Source organism: uncultured Ferrimonas sp. (assembly GCF_947489035.1).
Lineage (GTDB): Bacteria > Pseudomonadota > Gammaproteobacteria > Enterobacterales > Shewanellaceae > Ferrimonas.
In genome coordinates this window covers 79,770-96,541 of sequence record NZ_CANLCI010000008.1, presented here as the reverse complement: position 1 = coordinate 96,541, position 16,772 = coordinate 79,770, and the positions used below count along the sequence as shown (strand labels likewise).

Below are 16,772 nucleotides of genomic sequence, written 5' to 3'. Positions count from 1 at the left end.
GTGATAAACGAATTCTCGATCCTTGCCACTTTAGCGTTGGTGCATTTAGCGGCGTTGGCCAGCCCTGGCCCCGATTTTGCCTTAGTGGTGCAGGCCGCCAGCCGACATGGCCGCCAAGCGGGGTTGGCCATCGCCTTTGGCATCTCGTTGGCCATTCTGCTGCACGCCATGTTTGCGATTAGCGGCGTCTCGCTTTTGATCCAGCAAGCACCGCTGCTGGGCGTGGCCCTGAAAGTGGCCGGTGGCGGCTACTTACTGTATTTGGGCGTGAGTGCGCTCAGTTCCCTTCCCGCTCGGCTAAGGCAGCCCACAGGGCACCCCTTGGCCAGCAACGGCGCAAGCCTCAGCATTAAGCAAGCCACCATCAAAGGCTTTATCACTAATTTGCTTAACCCAAAGGCGTTGGTGTTTTTTCTCAGTTTGATCACCAGCTTGGTGCCAGTGCAGATGTCCGTTGGCGGCAAAGGAGCGGCCATTGGCATTTTGTGGGGCTTGTCTTTTGTGTGGTTTGCGGCGCTTTCCTACCTGTTAACTGGGGCGAAGATGCAGCAAAAACTGCAACGGTTAACGGTGTGGATTGATGCGCTGTGCGGCGGGCTGTTTAGCTTGGTGGGCGCTGGGATCTTACTTAGCGTGGCGTTAACTCTGTTGGGCTAAGGCCAACAACCAAGGTAACGCCGCCACAATAAGCACCAGTTACAGTTTGCGGATCTGCTGATCCAGCTCAAAGCCACTGTCGGTGACGATCCGCTCTAGCACTTCCACTCGCTCGGCCAATTTTTGGTTTTGCTCCCGCAGCTGCTGCAGCTCTTGATGCATGGCCGGTTCTGCACCACCGAGCCCCTCGTCGCTGCCGGTAATGGTGCCCACGCCAAACCACTTGTCCCACAGGTTGCTGCGGCCGCTTTTGATCTTTAAGGCGTCTTTGCGGTAATCCACCCACACCGCCAGCGACAAAAAGCCAAACACGCACACCATGGTGATGATCCCTGTCCAATCCATTAGCTGTCTCCTTACCCTAACTTGCGAAACTGCTCTTGCAGCTCATAGTTGCCGTCCGTCACGATCCGCTCTAGCACTTCGACCCGCTCTAATAGCTGCGCGTTGTGTTGCTCAAGCTGTTGTAACCGCCCTTCCAGCGCCTCGCTGTTCTTACTTTGCGCCTTGCTGCGATTACGCTGCTTCATGATCTCTGGGATGGTGCCCATGGTTACCGAAATCGCCACGATAATCACAATGGCTGTCCAAAACGACATGCGTTGTCCTCCTGTTGCTCTCTACCCCAAACATCGTAGCCGCCTGCAGTAGTGTCAAGTTAATGGTGCTGAGTGAAAAAAGGTACCAACAGCGACTGGCACCGTCGCGCATTATGTTGGCATTTTGTTAAAGCAAGAGTTAGGCCAACGAGGAAAACCGCGTTGGAGTGGGCGCCAGCCAACATGGGCACGGGTGCGATTAGCGAAACTGACCGGATTGTGGTGAAATCCATCTACTCTCCTTTTGGTCACCGACGTACCCGCAGCCATGCAGATCCGAAGCAACAATCTCTTTCACCTGTGGGGCTTGCTACCACAGCGTGTCGCGCACGCTCAGATCAGCGCAACGGCGATCAGTGGCACCATTGGTGCCAACCCGTTTTCGATCCAATGGCAGCAGATCGATGCCCTCACGGTGCACAGCGGCAGCTGGTTCGACAGTCTGGAACTGACCGTGGCCGATGAGCGTTACTTGCTGCGGGGGCTAGAGAGCAAAGCGGTGGCGCGATTTGTGGGCAATACCAAGCAGCACCTGTTGCAGGCCATTACCCAAACCACCCAGTGGCAACACTTGCTGCAACTGGCCGAACGCTACCAACAACAGCATCACTATTTCTCCTCCAGTGAATGGCAGCCCTTAGCCAACGTTGTGCGGCTGGGGCAGAAGCTGACGCAGTTGGCGCTGCAGCCGGAGCAATTCCGCGATCCTGCCCAGCAGCAATTGCTGCGTTTTGCCCAGCAATTATCCAGCGCCAACATCACCGAACTTGGCCGCAACCACTACAACCAACAAGTGGTGCCCCGATTGTTGCAACGGCACCAACGCTTCTTCGATACCGTAGAAAAGATGCCGCTGAGCGAACGCCAACGCCAAGCCTGCGTCACCAACGACGATCACAACTTGGTTGTGGCGGGCGCGGGCACCGGCAAAACCTCGACGTTGGTGGGCAAAGCGGGGTATCTGGTGGCGGCAGGCTTAGCTCAGCCCGAGGAGATCTTGCTGTTGGCGTTTGGTAACAAGGCCGCCGAAGAGATGAACCAACGCTTGGCCCAGCGCTTGCCCACTTTAGCGAAGCAGTTTACCGCCAGCACCTTTCACGGCTTTGGTAACCGCATTGTCGCCCACGCCCGTGGCCACAAAGCGTCGTTAACCCAGCTGGTGGAGCAAGAGGAGCAGCTGCAACGTTTTGTGCAAGAAGCACTGGAAACCCAGCTCACCTACAACGCCGCCTATCAGCAACAGTTACTGGTTTTCTTTGCCAGTTACAGCACCCCAGCCAAAACTCAGTTCGATTTCGACAGCATTGAGGCCTACCACGAGTTCATCAGTAAGTGCCGCTTGATCACCCTGCAGGGGGAGTTTGTAAAGAGCATCGGCGAGCTGCGGATCGCGAACTTGCTCTATCTGTGGGGCATCGATTACCGCTATGAGATGAAGTATGAACACCCCACCGCCAGCCTTGAGCACGGCCAATACAAACCGGATTTCTACCTGCCAGAAGCGCAGCTCTATCTTGAGTTTTTTGGCATCAATAAGCAGGGCCATACCGCCCCGTTTGTGGATCAGCAGCAGTATTGGCAAGGGATAGAGTGGAAGCGCCAGCTGCACCAAGACAAGCAAACCAAGCTGGCCGAGCTGTACAGCCATCAGTTGAGTGATGGCAGTTTAGAAACCGAACTCGAACGCCTGCTCAGCCAGCATCAATTGCACAAAGCACCGCTGGATCCCACCCAAGCGTTGCAACAATTACAGCAGCAACAGCACTCACCGTGGCGGGGCTTTTGTGATTTGGTGATCCGCTTTTTGGGGTTATACAAAGAGGGTCAGCACAATCTGGATGAGCTGCGCCAACAGCTGGACGCTGACAGCGGCTACGACGTCGCCCGCTCTAACCACTTCTTTGACCTGTTTGAGCCACTGCTGGATGCCTATCAGCGCCACTTGAAGCTGCAAGGGGAGATCGACTTTGCCGATATGATCGCACTGGCCACCGAACGCCTACAGCAGCGGCAATTCAACCACGGCTACCGTTATGTGCTGGTGGATGAGTTTCAAGATCTCAGCACCGGCCGTGGCCGTTTGCTGAATGCGCTGCTGCAATCGCGCCCCAACATGCGCCTGTTTGCGGTGGGCGACGACTGGCAGGCGATCTACCGCTTTAATGGCTCGGATCTGCGCTTCTTCACTCGCTTTGATCACGCCTTTAGCCCCGCTCAGATGTTGCTGCTGGATAAAAGCTATCGCTTCAACAACCGCATCCATCAACTGTCGAGCACCTTTGTGATGGCCAACCCCGAGCAGCTGCAAAAGCAGATCCACACCCATACTCAGGTGCAGGCGGCGGCTGTGCGCTTGGTCAATGTGCGCGAGCAGCTGCCGCAGCAGTTAGGGCAAACGCCGCAGCAATACAAGCTGGCCGCCAACGCCCAAGCGCTGCAACGCGCCTTGGCGGTCTTTAGCCGTCATGCCGCTAAGCATCAACCCGACAGAGTCGCGCAGGTGTTGGTGGTGGGGCGTTACAGCGCCATCAACATGCGTGAACTGCCAGAGTTGACTCCGCTGCAAGCCTCGCTGCCCAACCTTAACGTCAGTTACAAAACCGCCCACGCGTCGAAGGGCTTAGAAGCGGATTACGTGGTGGTGATTGGCTTGGATCAGGGCGCGTTTCCGTCGGTGAAGAACCACGACGAGTTGATCGATCAGGTGCTGCCGCAAGCGGAGCAGTTCAGCTTTGCCGAAGAACGTCGACTATTCTATGTGGCGCTGACTCGAGCCAAGCACTTTGTCTATGTGCTGTTTGATGGCGATAAACCGTCGCCGTTTGTGCTGGAGCTGGCGCGCCTAAATAAAGAGTTGGTTGAACACAGTGGCGCTCCGCTGGTGCAACATCGATGCCCCAAGTGCCAGCAGGGGCAACTGAAACGCTTAACCAGCAAATACCAAAGCGTGTTTTATGTCTGTTCCCTTAAGCCCGCCTGCGATCACACCGAGCGCGCCTGCCCTGAATGCAGCAGCCCGATGCCAACCCAGCCCCAGGGGTTTCGCCGCTGCGTCAACCGCGACTGTGGCCAAATTGATATTCTGTGCCTGCGCTGCGGCATTGGCACCATGAAAATTCGCAACAATCAGCCCGGCAAAGAGCCGTTTTATGGCTGCAGCCGCTACCGTCGCGACGCCGAGGATTGCTGCCGCGAGAACATCAAAACCGAAGCCTACCAACAGCGATTACAACAGGCCAAACGGTGCCGCTCTTAGCGGTGCGCGAAAGCCTAAGCACGCCAAGACTACAGTTGATGGCGCGCCAGATAGGCGGGCAGATCCACCCCAAGCCAGCGTAAGGTGGGGCTAAGCATGGCCGTCCATTGCTGCCGCTGGGGGGCGCTGAGATAGGGCTGAGCCACGCTCGAACCGGTGAGCGCAAACTGACGTTGGCCTAAGCGTCGGTACGCGTGCAGTGGCCACGAGTGGTTGTCGGCCAGCGCCGCATCAATAAATTGCGCCAAGGGACGCTGCGACCAACGTTGCAGCTGCGTAAAATCTTGCAGCAATGGGTACAGCACGGGGGTGGTCCAGTGTTGCCAATCGGGCTGGGCTTGCATCAACCCAATGTTACGCAGGTGCAGCTGCGCCCACAGTTCCGATGGGGTGGCGCCTTCCCGCAGCAGATGCCAGTACAGATACAGATCCGCTAACACTTCGCGCTGCCAATGCTCGGGCCAATTGCGGGGTTGAATTTTGGCTAACCACGGGGAATGACGGCTGGCGACGTGGCCAAGCTCGTGATAGTAGGTCGAGCGGTAATTACGCAGGCTGGGCTGTTCGTACAGGGTTTCATCCAGCAGCACCAGATGGTTGCGTTTGATCCCTTCGGGGTTCAGGAGGATCAGCGCATCCTCGTCGGCCAGCAGGGTGACCCCACCTTGACCGGCAATGGCGTGGTGCAGCGATTGGTTTAGATCCCCTGGCCACAAGGATTGCAGCACCTGTTGCCAACGCGCACTGAGCCGACAATCCGCCAGCCGATCTAAGCGGCACAGTTGATGGGTGGGAATGGCCATTGCGGCGGTCGGCAGCAGGGCCACCAACAAGAAGGCGACTCGCAGCAAGGCTGGCTTACCGACCAACAACCGTATTGGCCAGTAAGCTTGATGACGGCGCGTCCTTGCGCTCGTCATGTCAGTCCTGCGCGCGGATGGTTTTGATGATGGCGGTGGTGGAACAGCCGTCTTCGAAGCCGAGGATCTTCACTTCGCCGCCGTTATCCAACACTTCACGGTGGCCGGCGATCTGGTCCACTTCATAATCGCCGCCCTTCACCAGCAGATCCGGCAGGGTTTGAGCGATCAGCCGTTGTGGCGTGTCTTCGCCAAACGGCACCACCCAATCCACCGCGCCTAAGCCCGCCAGCACCGCCATGCGGCGATCAACGCTGTTGACCGGACGACCATCGCCTTTCAGGCGGCGTACCGATTCATCGCTGTTAACGGCCACAATCAGGCGATCGCCCAGCTTACGCGCTTGGCTGAGGTAGGACACATGACCGGCGTGCAGAATGTCGAAGCAGCCGTTGGTCATCACCACGTTTTCGCCGCGGGCTTTGGCTTCCGCTACCGCTTGTTGCAGCTGCGATTCATTGACCACACCGAAACCGGACTCGTCGTGCATGTCAGACACCATCGACGCCACTTCCACCGCTGATACGGTTGAGGTGCCCAGTTTGCCCACCACCACCGAAGCAGCAGCGTTGGCCAAGGCACAGGCTTGATCCAGCTCGGCACCGGAAGACAGTGCCGTGGCTAAGGTGGAGATAACGGTATCGCCGGCGCCGGTCACATCGTAGACCTCGCGCGCCATCGCAGGCAGGTGCAGCTCTGGGTGGCCTGGACGCAGTAGGGTCATGCCTTTTTCAGAGCGGGTGATCAACAGCGCTTCAAACTCGTACTGTTCGATCAGTGCCAAGCCTTTGGCCACCAGATCCGCTTCGTCGGCCACCTTGCCAACCACCTGTTCAAACTCCGACATGTTCGGCGTCAGCAAGGTTGCACCACGGTATTTTTCGAAGCTGCCGCCTTTCGGATCGATCAGCACCGGCACCGAGGCCGCCCGCGCCAGTTGGATCAGCGATTGCACTTCAATCAAGGCTCCCTTGGCGTAATCCGACAGCACCAGCACCTTGTGCGGCGACAGGTTCTGCTCGGTAGCGGCCCGCAGTGGAGCGGCGGCCTCTAAGCCAAACTCTTGTTCAAAGTCTAACCGCAGCAACTGCTGGTTACGGGACAACACCCGCAGCTTGGTGATGGTTGGCTTACCGGCAACGGCCACCAGTTGTGGCTCAACGCCATTGCTGGTTAAGCTGGTGCGCAGCACGTCAGCGGCTTCATCCACGCCAACCAAGCCCACCAGTTGCGCTTGGCCACCCAGCGCCGCCACATTCAAGGCAACGTTGGCGGCACCACCAGGGCGGTCTTCAGTTTGATCAACTTTAACAACCGGCACCGGTGCCTCAGGGGAGATGCGATCAATTGGCCCGATCCAATAACGGTCGAGCATCACATCGCCAACCACCAATACCTGAGCCTGTTCAAAGGCGGACAGGGCTACTTTCATCGCCACTCTCTTTCGCTGTAACTGGGTAATGGTCCAGTTTATCACAGCCGCTGATGGGTACGATCCTTGTTTAGCGCCCGAAACTGGGCAAATTTGAGTAAACTTCAAGCGGTTGCTGCGTATGGGCAAAGGCAACAAAATTGCATGGCGCTGGGGCTTTTCGCTATAGTCGGCGCCACTTTGCTGCATGACGCAGTGTGGATATCGCAACAGTTCGGTCGGATATGATTACAGAAGCGCAATTTGAACGCCGCCTGTTGGCGCCCAAGTTCTGGTTAACCTGGCTTGGTGTCGGCCTACTGCGGCTGTTGGTTAAGCTGCCACTCACCACCCAAATCACCTTGGGTCAACGGTTTGGGCGACTGTTTAAAGCGTTGCAGCCCAAGCGCGTGCAAACCGTACGCCGCAACATCGAACGCTGCTACCCCGAGTTAAGCGCCACCGAACAGCAGCAGTTGTTGGACAACAACTTTGATGAGATCGGCATGGCGCTGTTTGATACCGGCAACGCTTGGTTCTGGAGCGATAAACGCATCCAGCAACACATGCAGATTGAAGGCCAAGAGCACATCACTCAGGTGCAAGCCGAAGGCCAAGGGGTGATCCTACTGGCCGCCCACTGCCTGATGCTGGAACCTGGTGCGCGGGTGTTTGGCCAAGCGTTTTCCGGCATTGGCGTTTACCGCCCCAACAAGAACCCACTGATTGAATACTTACAAACCCAAGGGCGATTACAGTCTAATAAAGGGCTAATTAAAAAAACCGAAGTCCGGCAGATGGTGAAGGCGCTGCGCCAAGGCGAGATCATCTGGTATACCCAAGACCAAGATGCAGGCGGTCGTGGGATCTTTACTAACTTCTTTGGCATTGAGTGCTCAACCGCCCCAGGCGCGCCCGCGCTCGCCAAGATGGGCAAGGCCAAGGTATTGCCCTTTTTTGTTGAACGTAGCGCCGATGCCAGCGGCTATCGCATCGCCATTCAGCCGCCATTAGATAACTTCCCCACCGGCGACGACCACGCCGATGTGCAGCGCGGTAATGATGAGACGGAAAAACTGGTGCGGATGCGACCAGAGCAGTACATGTGGCTGCACCGTCGTTTTAAAACTCGCCCAGATACCAACGATCGCAGTGAGTTTTATCGCTAACAGCAACGCTGCCACCAACCGCCTTCGGGCGGTTTTTTTATCCGTGACTGAAAGCGTTTGTGCCGCCGCTGGGTCTATCCCCTGCAATGGAATAAACCGCCACGGAGCAGTAATGGCCCAGTCTCAATCAACCCCGATCCCATTCGATTTAACCGCCGCAGCGGCGACCCCCGCAGTAGCCCGCACAACCACCGCCAGCGCGCCCTCGTGGTTGGCCTTAAGCCACCAAAGCAGCCAACGGCTGATGCTGCTGTTGTTGCTGATCTCATCCACCTTACTGGCCATCAGCACCGCCCTGCTCGGCCACCACTCGGCCATCAGCAACAGCACCCATTTTTACGGCATCAGCCAACTGATGGCACCAACAACGGCCAACGCCATTGCGGCGGTCGGCTTCACCGTTATCGCCTTGCTCACACTGGCCACGCTCTACCACAGCGCACTGCAATCGGCCTTAGGTTGGGTGTTGATCGTCACCAGCACCGTGGCCCTGTTGCCACTGTTGGGGCCAACCCTGTACATCGATAGCTTGGGCGGTTTTCCCGCACTGGGGGCGGGCCAAGGGGTGATCAAATACGCGGCGCTGCTCAGCCTGGGCATTGCCCTGCTGCAACCCAATCTGCGCCCGCCATTGCAGCGGATTATCGCCGTAACACCGGTTTTGTTAGTGCTGCTGTGGATTGGTGGGATGAAATTTACCGCGCTGGAAGCCCAAGGGATTGAGGCACTGGTGCAAAGCTCACCGCTGCTTGGTTGGCTCTATCAACTGTTCAGCCTGCAAACCACTTCTAACCTAATTGGCCTGTACGATCTGCTTACGGTGGCACTGTTGCTGGCCACCTTATGGCAACCCCAAGTGGCGCTGCTTAGCATCGGCCTCAGCGGCGCTGTCTTTGTGGTTACCCAAAGCTTCCTATTCAGCTGGAGCGGTGCCCTCAGCCCCAGCAGTTTGCTCAGCAGCGGCGGTCAGTTTTTGGTGAAAGATCTCTGGTTCATCGCCAACTTAATCGGCTTCTGGTACTGGCTGCGCCAACCCGATAGCTAAGCGCAGCGTTTAGTCTGTCTCGTTCAGCAGCAACTGCCGCCACAGCTGTTCAACCGCTTGGCAGGAGGCAGGCCGCTGGGCCAGTGGCACAATGCTGTTGTGCCCCGCCAAGACCCGATGGTGGTTGTCGTCGCGCAGCTGGTGATAACAATGGGTCAGCAGATCCGCTTGAGCTGGGGTGATGATCTCCGCTTGCAGCGCCGCCTTAAGCATCCGCGCATTGTCGCTGGTACGCAGCAATTGCGGCGCTTGGGCGCTGTAGCGCAGCACCAAATATTGGGTAATGAATTCAATGTCGGTGATCCCGCCTGCGCCCTGCTTCAGATCAAACTGATCCTTAGCGGCACGATCCAGATGCTGACGCATCTTCACCCGCATCTGCACCACATCCTGCTGCAAGGTGGCCGGATCCCGGTCCGCCATCAGGATCTGCCGCCGTAACTGGGCAAAACGCTGGGCAAGGCCATCGTCGCCAAACACATAGCGAGCCCGTGATAACGCCTGATGCTCCCAAGTCCACGCTTCTTGCCGTTGGTACTCTTCAAAGCGGCCGATTTGGCTGACCAGCAAGCCGCTTTTGCCCGAAGGCCGCAGTCGGGTGTCCACTTCATACAGCACCCCAGAGGCGGTGCGGGTTGAGAACAGATGCAAGATCCGCTGCGCCAGTTTGATGTAAAAGTGGCCGCCATCAATCGGCTTATCTCCGGTGGTGGTGCCAACCTCGGCTTGGTGCAAAAACACCAGATCCAGATCCGAACCATAGCCCAGCTCGAAGCCGCCCAGCTTGCCATAGGCCACCACCCCAAACCCACGCTCGCCGTCGGCCAAATTCGCCGGTGCCCCGTGGCGCGCGCTGATCTGCTGCCACGCCATCGCCACCACTTTTTCAATGATCGCTTCCGCCAGCCACGACAGGTGATCGCTCACCTGCGTGACCGGCAGCACGCCGGTGATGTCGGCAGCGGCAATGCGCAGTTGCTGCGCCTGCTTAAATTGGCGCAGCGCTTCCATCTGTTGTTCCAGATCGTCGTCGCTGATCCGCAGCATCGCTTCACGCAGCTCGGCACCGTAGCCATGCTCTGGCAGCGGCTGATACAGCGCCACCGGATCAATCAGTTCATCCAGCAGCACGGGATAACGGGCCAGCTGAGCGGCGATCCACGGACTGGCGGCACACAGGTTGGCGAGTTGAGTTCGGGCGCCGGCTTTCTCTAGCAGTAATTCTAAGTAGGTGGTGCGCGAGAGGATCCGCAGCAACACCGACTCCAACCGCTGCCAGACTTGGTCTGGCTGGTTGCGCTGGGCTAATTCTTGCCACAGGTGCGGGATCAGCCGATCAAGGGTGTCGCGGCCACGGGGGCCCAAGCGGCACTGTTTCATCTCGCTGCGGCTGCGCTGCAGCTGCGGCCACAAGTCAGGCTCGAGCCCTTGTTCGGCTAAGATCGCTGGCCCTTCCAGTTTGTTGTTGTCGTCTAACCACAGCGACGGCAGTGCGCCTAACTCCTGTTCGCTGTCTTCACTGTCGCCAATGGTGGCGCGGAAGATCTGGTGAATGGCGCTCATCGCGTGGTCGATCTGCTGCTGCAGCTGCCCGGCATTGTTGCAGCCCATCGCCAACGCCAGTCGCAGCCAGTTGTCGTCGTCGCTGGGCAGGGTTTGAGTTTGTTGATCGTTCAACGCCTGCAGCCGATTTTCCACCGCCCGCAACAACTGATAGCCCTGCCACAGCTGCAGTTTGTCGTGCTCGCCCAAGATGCCTAGACGGGTCAATTCCGCCAACGCCTGCTGCAACGATTGCAGCCGCAGCCCCGGCTCGCGACCGCCGCGCACCAGTTGGTGACTTTGCACCACAAATTCCACTTCACGAATGCCACCGGCGCCCAGCTTAATGTTGTTGCGGATCGCTTGGCGTCGCACTTGGGTTTCAATCAGCCCCTTCATTTTTCGCAGCGCATCAATGGCGGAGTAATCTAAGTAGCGGCGATACACAAACGGCCGCAGCATCTGCTCCAGCTGTTGATTGGCGTCGTCGTTGCCCAGCACCCGCGCCTTCACCATGGCGAAACGTTCCCATTCTCGCCCCTGCTCTTGGTAGTAATCCTCGAGCGCCGCCAGCGACACCACCAACGGCCCCGCTTCGCCAAAGGGGCGCAAGCGCATATCCACCCGATAGCAGAAACCATCCATGTCGGTTTTGGCCAGCAGGTTAATCAGCTTTTGGCCGATGCGGATGAAGTATTGCTGGTTATCCCACTGGCGGCGGCCACCCACGGTGCTGCCATGCTCTGGGTAACAAAAGATCAGATCAATATCCGACGAGAAGTTAAGCTCGCGTCCGCCCAGCTTGCCCATGCCGAGGATCAACAGCGGCTGCTCCACTCCCGCGTCATTGCAGGCGCGGCCCCAAGCGGGGGCTTGCAGTGCAATCACAAAATCCCGCGCGGCGATCACCACCGCTTCAGCCAGCGCCGACAGGTGGCTAAGGGATTCCTCCAGCGACGCCATATTGAGCAGATCTCGAGCGGCGATGCGGCATTGTTCGCGGTTACGAAAACGACGCAACACTTTGGCGGCGGCCGGTTCGCTGTCGCACTGGCTCAACTGCTGCGCCAATTGCGACGGGTAATCGTGCTGGCGCTGAGCCACCTGCAGTTGGTGTTGCCCCCACAGCTGCGCGAGCCACTGCGGATCCCGCGCCAGCACCCCGCCGACAAACTCGGACAACCCCAGTAAGCGCCAGATCTGATCGCGGTCGTGGCCGTTCAGCTGGGCAAGGGTGTCTGGGCACAAGCGCGACCAAAATCGTTCGGCTTGCGCTTGCAGGGCCGGGCTAAGTTGCGGATCCGTTGGCACGCTGGTCATTATCTAACGCCTTGTTTAACCTAAAACTGATGCAAAAAAGCAGAGGCCACTTTACCAACCTTAGGTACACTCGCCTACTACAGAGAAGCGAATACTGTGTGGCGGCCACGAAACCCAGCGCGATCCCCATGATCGCAGCCGCCCTCAACAGCAAGGATTGAACATGGACACTTTGGAGCTACTCAGTAGCTGGCGCACGCCACAACAACTTATATTGCAAGCAATTGATCTTATTGTGGTACTGCTGCTTTTTGTGGTGGCTCGCTTCAGCCACGGCTGGTTCAGCGGGGTGGACAGCACCAAGGAGCTGGCCGAGCGCGACAACGTTGCTTTTGGCATCAGTGTGGCGGGTGGGATCACCGCGCTGGCGATCGCCCTGTCGGGGGTGTTTTTGTTGAACGAGGTGTCGCAACCGCTGCAGCACGCGTTGCGGTTGGCGGTGGTGGGGATCAGCGCCTTGCTGCTGATCCGGTTAGGCCGTTGGAGCTACGACAAATGGGGCTTGCACCATTTTGATAAGCGCGAGCTGATCTTAGCGGGCAATGTGCCGGTGTCGATTGTGGATGCGGCCGTGGCCTGCGCCATCGCCTTGGTGCTCAAGGGCAGCATGCAGTGGGTGAATGTGGGCCACTGGGGCACCGCGCCGATGCTGATCGTCAACTTTGTTGCCGCCTTAGGGCTGCTGGTGCTGATCAGCCGCGTGTTGGAGTCGCGCTTTGCCAAATTCAATCAAGGCGGCAGCTTGCAACACGCGTTGGCGCAGGGGCACCTGCCGGTGGCGTTGCGCCACAGTGGTTACCTTCTGGCGTGCGGCTTACTGATGCATTCCAGTTCAATGTCGCCGCTGTTTCAGCAACAAAGTCCACTCTCTAATTTGGGGCTGTGGTTTGTGCTGTCGCTGTGCAAAATCATTATGTTGATCGTGCTTTCAACCCTGCTGCGGCGCTTGGTGCTGGCCAAGGTCCACGTTAACGAAGAGATTGAGCTGCAAAACAATGCTGGGGTCGCGGCACTGGAGGGGGCGTTGGTGTTTGCCGCCGCTTACCTGTTGAACCACCTGCTCTGAATCCACTTTGCTTGGGCAAGCGAAGCGGGTAACGTGCTCACTGACTTCCTTTTTTAAATCAAATTCACGCAAGATAACCATGGCCACACTTTTGAAAAACGTAATGGAACGATCCAAGCTGTACAGCGTGGATGAATACGGCGTTAAGAACTACAATCTGAAGCCACTGCTGTTGGCGTCCATCGTCACCATGGTGACCCTGTGTTGCGGCTTAGGCTACTTCACCTATCTGTTTGAGGTGGGCGCTGAAGGGGCCAATGTCGAAAGCTACAGCGATGCGGTGTGGCTGATGTTGATGTCCTCGTCCACCATTGGTTTTGGGGATTTTTATCCGGTTACCGTTGGTGGTCGTGTTATGGCGATCATCATGTTCAGCCTAGGGGTGGGCATTTTGGGCGGCATTGGTGCCATGTTCGCCACCCGCATGTTTGGCTTTAGCGACACCAACGTTAAAAACCGCGAGCTGCGCCAGCAAAACGCCGCCATCCTCGATAAGGTGACGGCGCTGGAAGCCAAGCTCGATAAGCTCTTAGAGCAATCCCCCAACGCTTAAGCCGGCGTCAGCGGCTGACACTCAACCCCACTGAAGAGCCAAGCCCAGCTCATTCTTGCAGCAACCATGCCCGTAATAACGCTAACTGGCATAAGCCATACTGCGGTTGCTGCAACAGCCGCGCTAACGCCTCACTGCCATTGTCGCCGCACTGCAATTGCTGCTGCGCCTGCGCCAGCCACTGCTGCTCGCTGCCATCAAGCCAGTGCTGGGCTTGCTGCCACAGCTGCAGTAATGGCGCCAGTGCCGCGATTTCCCCTGCCAGCAGCCGCTCTTCATTGCGTTGCCACGCCGATAGCACCCCATCGGCACTGGCTGGCCACCGAGTCGCGATGGCGGCGGGGGCTTGCAACTGCGCTAAGCGATAGCCTCGCGCCGCTTTCGAGTCCAACCCCAGTCGCAACGGCTGTTGCTGCATCAAGGTGGCCACCAAGGGCAGCAGCGCCTTGGCTTCCCCCTCGATCAACTCCAGTTCCAGCTCGGCGATGGTTAACTCGGCCCCTTCGGCGCTGATGCTGCCCTGATCCAGTGCCAATTCAACGGTGGCGTCCGCTATCTGCAGCACCCCTTGCTGCCGTTCAAAGTCGGTGGCGAACAACGGCACCAGTTCGGCATTCAATCGCGCCACCTCGGCGGGGCTAAATAAGCCGGACTCAAACAAGCTCAGATCCGGCCGTTCGGCGGCCACATCCACGTTGTATTCGGGACGCGCATGCAGCCCGCCACACACCTTACCCGCCGTTTTTAAAGTCATTTCTCGCTGAGTGCCACGGCGACGGATCCGCAAGCCCATGTCTAATTTGCGCAACGTTTGCGCCGGCGTGTCAAAATAAATATTGCCGAGCAGATCCGTGCGCTGCTGCTGTAATTGACTGGGTAACTGCCAATCACAGACCCGTTTATATGCGCCAGTTGGCGCCAGTAAGAGTTTTATCTCGATTTCCATAACACTTTAATTTTAAAATCAAATTTCAGCCAAATGACAATAACGTTTCACCTGTAATATCGCTGTCATATTTCTGCCATAGGATTCGCGCAATTCGATAATCCACCGAAGCGCTGTTACATGGAATAAAATGTGGCAGTGCAGTTGCAAGAATTGACCTTGCGATTCCATTTCAGGTGGGTATGATTCGCTCGCCTAACTTAGGGCTCCAAAGCAGGAACTAAGGCTATGCCGGTAAATTTTTTGGGCGTCTTCGCGAAGTCGCCGATCAAACCTCTTGAGCAGCACATCGACAAGATCAGTGAAGCTGCCACTCTGATGGTGCCATTCTTCAACGCGGTTATCGACAACCGTTGGGAAGAAGCGGAAACCCTGCAGCGTCAGATCAGCTCTCACGAACATGAAGCCGATGTACTCAAGCGCGAAATTCGCATGAGCCTGCCAAGTGGCATCTTCATGCCCGTGCAGCGTACCGATCTGCTGGAAATTGTGACCCAGCAAGACAAGATTGCCAATAAAGCCAAAGACATCGCCGGTCGTGTTATCGGTCGTCAAACCCAAGTACCCGAATTGATGCAAGAAAACTTCGTTGCCTACGTGCAGCGTTGTGTTGATGCCGTGCACCACGCCCAAAAAGCGATCAACGAACTGGATGATCTGCTAGAAAGCGGTTTCCGTGGTCGTGAAGTGACCATCGTGCACGAACTGATCCAGCAATTGGACGCTATCGAAGATGATACCGATTCAATGCAGGTAACCTTACGCCGTCAGCTGTTTTCATTAGAAAAAGATCTGAATCCAATCGACGTGATGGTGTTCTACAAAATTTTGGAATGGATCGGCGATTTAGCGGATTTGGCCGAGCGCGTTGGTGCTCGACTGGAATTGATGCTGGCTCGTACCTAACCAATCCAGGTTAACTTTTAGGTTCATAAATAGGCTCTTCCATGGTTGAAGTTCTAGTAACTTACGGCCCGTGGCTCATCGCGGCTGCGGCTTTGTTTGGCTTTTTGATGGCATTTGGCGTTGGTGCCAATGACGTGGCCAACGCAATGGGTACATCGGTTGGTTCCGGTGCGCTAACAATCAAACAAGCGATCATCATTGCGATGGTATTTGAATTTGCTGGGGCCTATTTGGCCGGCGGTGAAGTAACCAATACCATTCGTAAGGGCATCATTGACGGTGCCCACTTTGCTGACACCCCAGAACTGCTGGTCTACGGCTTTATTTCGGCTCTCTTGGCCGCAGGGATCTGGCTGATTGCCGCTTCCTACCTAGGCTGGCCGGTATCCACCACCCACTCCATCATTGGTGCCATCATTGGTTTTGCCGCCGTTGGTGTTGGCATGGACGCGGTTAACTGGGCCAAAGTCGCTGGCATCGTTGGCTCTTGGGTTGTTACCCCAGCCATATCGGGCTTTATCGCGTTTGTGATATTCCAAAGCGCCCAGAAGCTGATCTTCGATACGGACTCCCCCTTCAACAACGCTAAGCGCTACGTGCCGTTCTACATGGCATTAGCCGCCTTTGTAATGTCGTTGGTTACCATCAAGAAAGGCCTGAAGCACGTGGGTCTGCACTTCGATAATATGGAAGCCTACGGCTTAGCTATCTTGGCCGCGACCGTTGTTGGCATGCTGGGTAAAGTTGCCATCAACCGGATGAAGTTTGATCAACAAGCGGATCGACATACCCAATTCGCTAACGTGGAAAAAGTGTTTGCTCTGCTGATGGTGGTGACCGCCTGTTGCATGGCCTTCGCCCACGGTTCCAACGACGTTGCGAACGCGATTGGGCCACTGGCTGCGGTCGTAACCATTGTTAGCCACGGCGGTGACATTCCAGACAAAGCGCCTCTCGCATGGTGGATTTTGCCACTGGGCGCCTTTGGTATCGTATTGGGTCTGGCACTGTTGGGTAAGCGCGTTATCGCCACCATCGGTAACAAGATCACCCACCTGACTCCTAGCCGTGGCTTTGCCGCTGAGCTGGCTGCCGCCTCCACCGTTGTTATTGCTTCCGGTACTGGTTTGCCAATCTCCACCACTCAAACTCTGGTTGGTGCGGTGCTGGGTGTGGGCATGGCCCGTGGTATTGCCGCCTTGAACTTAGGCGTGGTGCGTAACATTGTGATCTCTTGGGTAGTCACCCTACCCGCGGGGGCAGCACTTTCTATCGTGTTCTTCCAGTTGATTCGCATAACCTTGCAATAACGCAACAGTTTGCTAGCGAAAAAGGAGCCATAGGGCTCCTTTTTTTGTGCCTACTCGCTTGTGCCTGTTGCC

General features: G+C 57.0%; 14 protein-coding genes. 8 read left to right on the top strand and 6 right to left on the bottom strand.

Annotation, left to right across the window (positions count from 1 at the left end):
- On the top strand, nucleotides 1-657 hold the full coding sequence (locus Q0796_RS07190; protein ID WP_298441512.1) for a LysE family transporter: 657 nt from the start codon (nucleotides 1-3) through the stop codon (nucleotides 655-657).
- Between the two features lie 39 nt (nucleotides 658-696).
- On the opposite strand, the gene Q0796_RS07185 is transcribed toward Q0796_RS07190, so the two are convergent.
- A complete protein-coding gene (locus Q0796_RS07185; RefSeq protein ID WP_298441510.1) occupies nucleotides 697-1,002 on the bottom strand; it encodes a hypothetical protein in 306 nt (101 codons plus the stop codon).
- A gap of 11 nt (nucleotides 1,003-1,013) precedes the next feature.
- Nucleotides 1,014-1,256, bottom strand: a complete 243-nt coding sequence (locus Q0796_RS07180) for a hypothetical protein (RefSeq protein WP_298441508.1) — start codon at nucleotides 1,254-1,256, stop codon at nucleotides 1,014-1,016.
- A gap of 268 nt (nucleotides 1,257-1,524) precedes the next feature.
- Between Q0796_RS07180 and Q0796_RS07175 the strand changes: the two genes are divergently transcribed.
- On the top strand, nucleotides 1,525-4,512 hold the full coding sequence (locus Q0796_RS07175; RefSeq protein ID WP_298441507.1) for a UvrD-helicase domain-containing protein: 2,988 nt from the start codon (nucleotides 1,525-1,527) through the stop codon (nucleotides 4,510-4,512).
- 29 nt (nucleotides 4,513-4,541) lie between these two features.
- Here Q0796_RS07175 and Q0796_RS07170 read toward each other — a convergent pair whose 3' ends face one another.
- Nucleotides 4,542-5,432: a hypothetical protein gene (locus Q0796_RS07170; RefSeq protein ID WP_298441506.1), complete on the bottom strand. Its 891-nt coding sequence runs from the start codon at nucleotides 5,430-5,432 to the stop codon at nucleotides 4,542-4,544.
- Between the two features lies 1 nt (nucleotide 5,433).
- Nucleotides 5,434-6,864: a bifunctional D-glycero-beta-D-manno-heptose-7-phosphate kinase/D-glycero-beta-D-manno-heptose 1-phosphate adenylyltransferase HldE gene (hldE, locus tag Q0796_RS07165; protein WP_298441504.1), complete on the bottom strand. Its 1,431-nt coding sequence runs from the start codon at nucleotides 6,862-6,864 to the stop codon at nucleotides 5,434-5,436.
- A 224-nt stretch (nucleotides 6,865-7,088) separates the two neighbouring features.
- On the opposite strand from hldE, the gene lpxL reads away from it, so the two are divergent.
- Together lpxL and Q0796_RS07155 are read left to right on the top strand one after the other, a co-directional pair.
- Nucleotides 7,089-8,012 carry an LpxL/LpxP family Kdo(2)-lipid IV(A) lauroyl/palmitoleoyl acyltransferase gene (lpxL, locus tag Q0796_RS07160; protein ID WP_298441502.1) on the top strand — a complete coding sequence of 308 codons (924 nt, stop codon included), beginning with the start codon at nucleotides 7,089-7,091 and terminating at the stop codon, nucleotides 8,010-8,012.
- A 112-nt stretch (nucleotides 8,013-8,124) separates the two neighbouring features.
- Nucleotides 8,125-9,057, top strand: coding sequence for a DUF417 family protein (locus Q0796_RS07155; RefSeq protein WP_298441500.1), 933 nt, complete (start codon nucleotides 8,125-8,127; stop codon nucleotides 9,055-9,057).
- A 9-nt stretch (nucleotides 9,058-9,066) separates the two neighbouring features.
- Here the strand turns inward: Q0796_RS07155 and glnE are convergent, their stop codons facing one another.
- Nucleotides 9,067-11,919 (bottom strand): bifunctional [glutamate--ammonia ligase]-adenylyl-L-tyrosine phosphorylase/[glutamate--ammonia-ligase] adenylyltransferase, encoded by a 2,853-nt coding sequence (gene glnE, locus Q0796_RS07150; RefSeq protein ID WP_298441498.1) that lies wholly within the window; start codon nucleotides 11,917-11,919, stop codon nucleotides 9,067-9,069.
- Nucleotides 11,920-12,082: 163 nt separating this feature from the next.
- Here glnE and Q0796_RS07145 point away from each other — a divergent pair, with 163 nt between their 5' ends.
- The gene (locus tag Q0796_RS07145) at nucleotides 12,083-12,985 is read left to right on the top strand and encodes a DUF350 domain-containing protein (protein WP_298441496.1); all 903 of its coding nucleotides are present in this window, start codon (nucleotides 12,083-12,085) and stop codon (nucleotides 12,983-12,985) included.
- A 103-nt stretch (nucleotides 12,986-13,088) separates the two neighbouring features.
- Complete coding sequence (locus tag Q0796_RS07140) at nucleotides 13,089-13,538, top strand: potassium channel family protein (protein ID WP_298441495.1); 450 nt, start codon at nucleotides 13,089-13,091, stop codon at nucleotides 13,536-13,538.
- Nucleotides 13,539-13,587: 49 nt separating this feature from the next.
- Here the strand turns inward: Q0796_RS07140 and Q0796_RS07135 are convergent, their stop codons facing one another.
- Entirely contained in the window at nucleotides 13,588-14,484 is an 897-nt protein-coding gene (locus Q0796_RS07135) for a CYTH domain-containing protein (protein WP_298441494.1), read from the bottom strand.
- A gap of 228 nt (nucleotides 14,485-14,712) precedes the next feature.
- Here Q0796_RS07135 and Q0796_RS07130 point away from each other — a divergent pair, with 228 nt between their 5' ends.
- Both Q0796_RS07130 and Q0796_RS07125 read left to right on the top strand, forming a co-directional pair.
- A complete protein-coding gene (locus Q0796_RS07130) occupies nucleotides 14,713-15,390 on the top strand; it encodes a TIGR00153 family protein (RefSeq protein WP_298441492.1) in 678 nt (225 codons plus the stop codon).
- Nucleotides 15,391-15,431: 41 nt separating this feature from the next.
- On the top strand, nucleotides 15,432-16,700 hold the full coding sequence (locus Q0796_RS07125; RefSeq protein WP_298441490.1) for an inorganic phosphate transporter: 1,269 nt from the start codon (nucleotides 15,432-15,434) through the stop codon (nucleotides 16,698-16,700).
- Nucleotides 16,701-16,772: the final 72 nt, after the last annotated feature.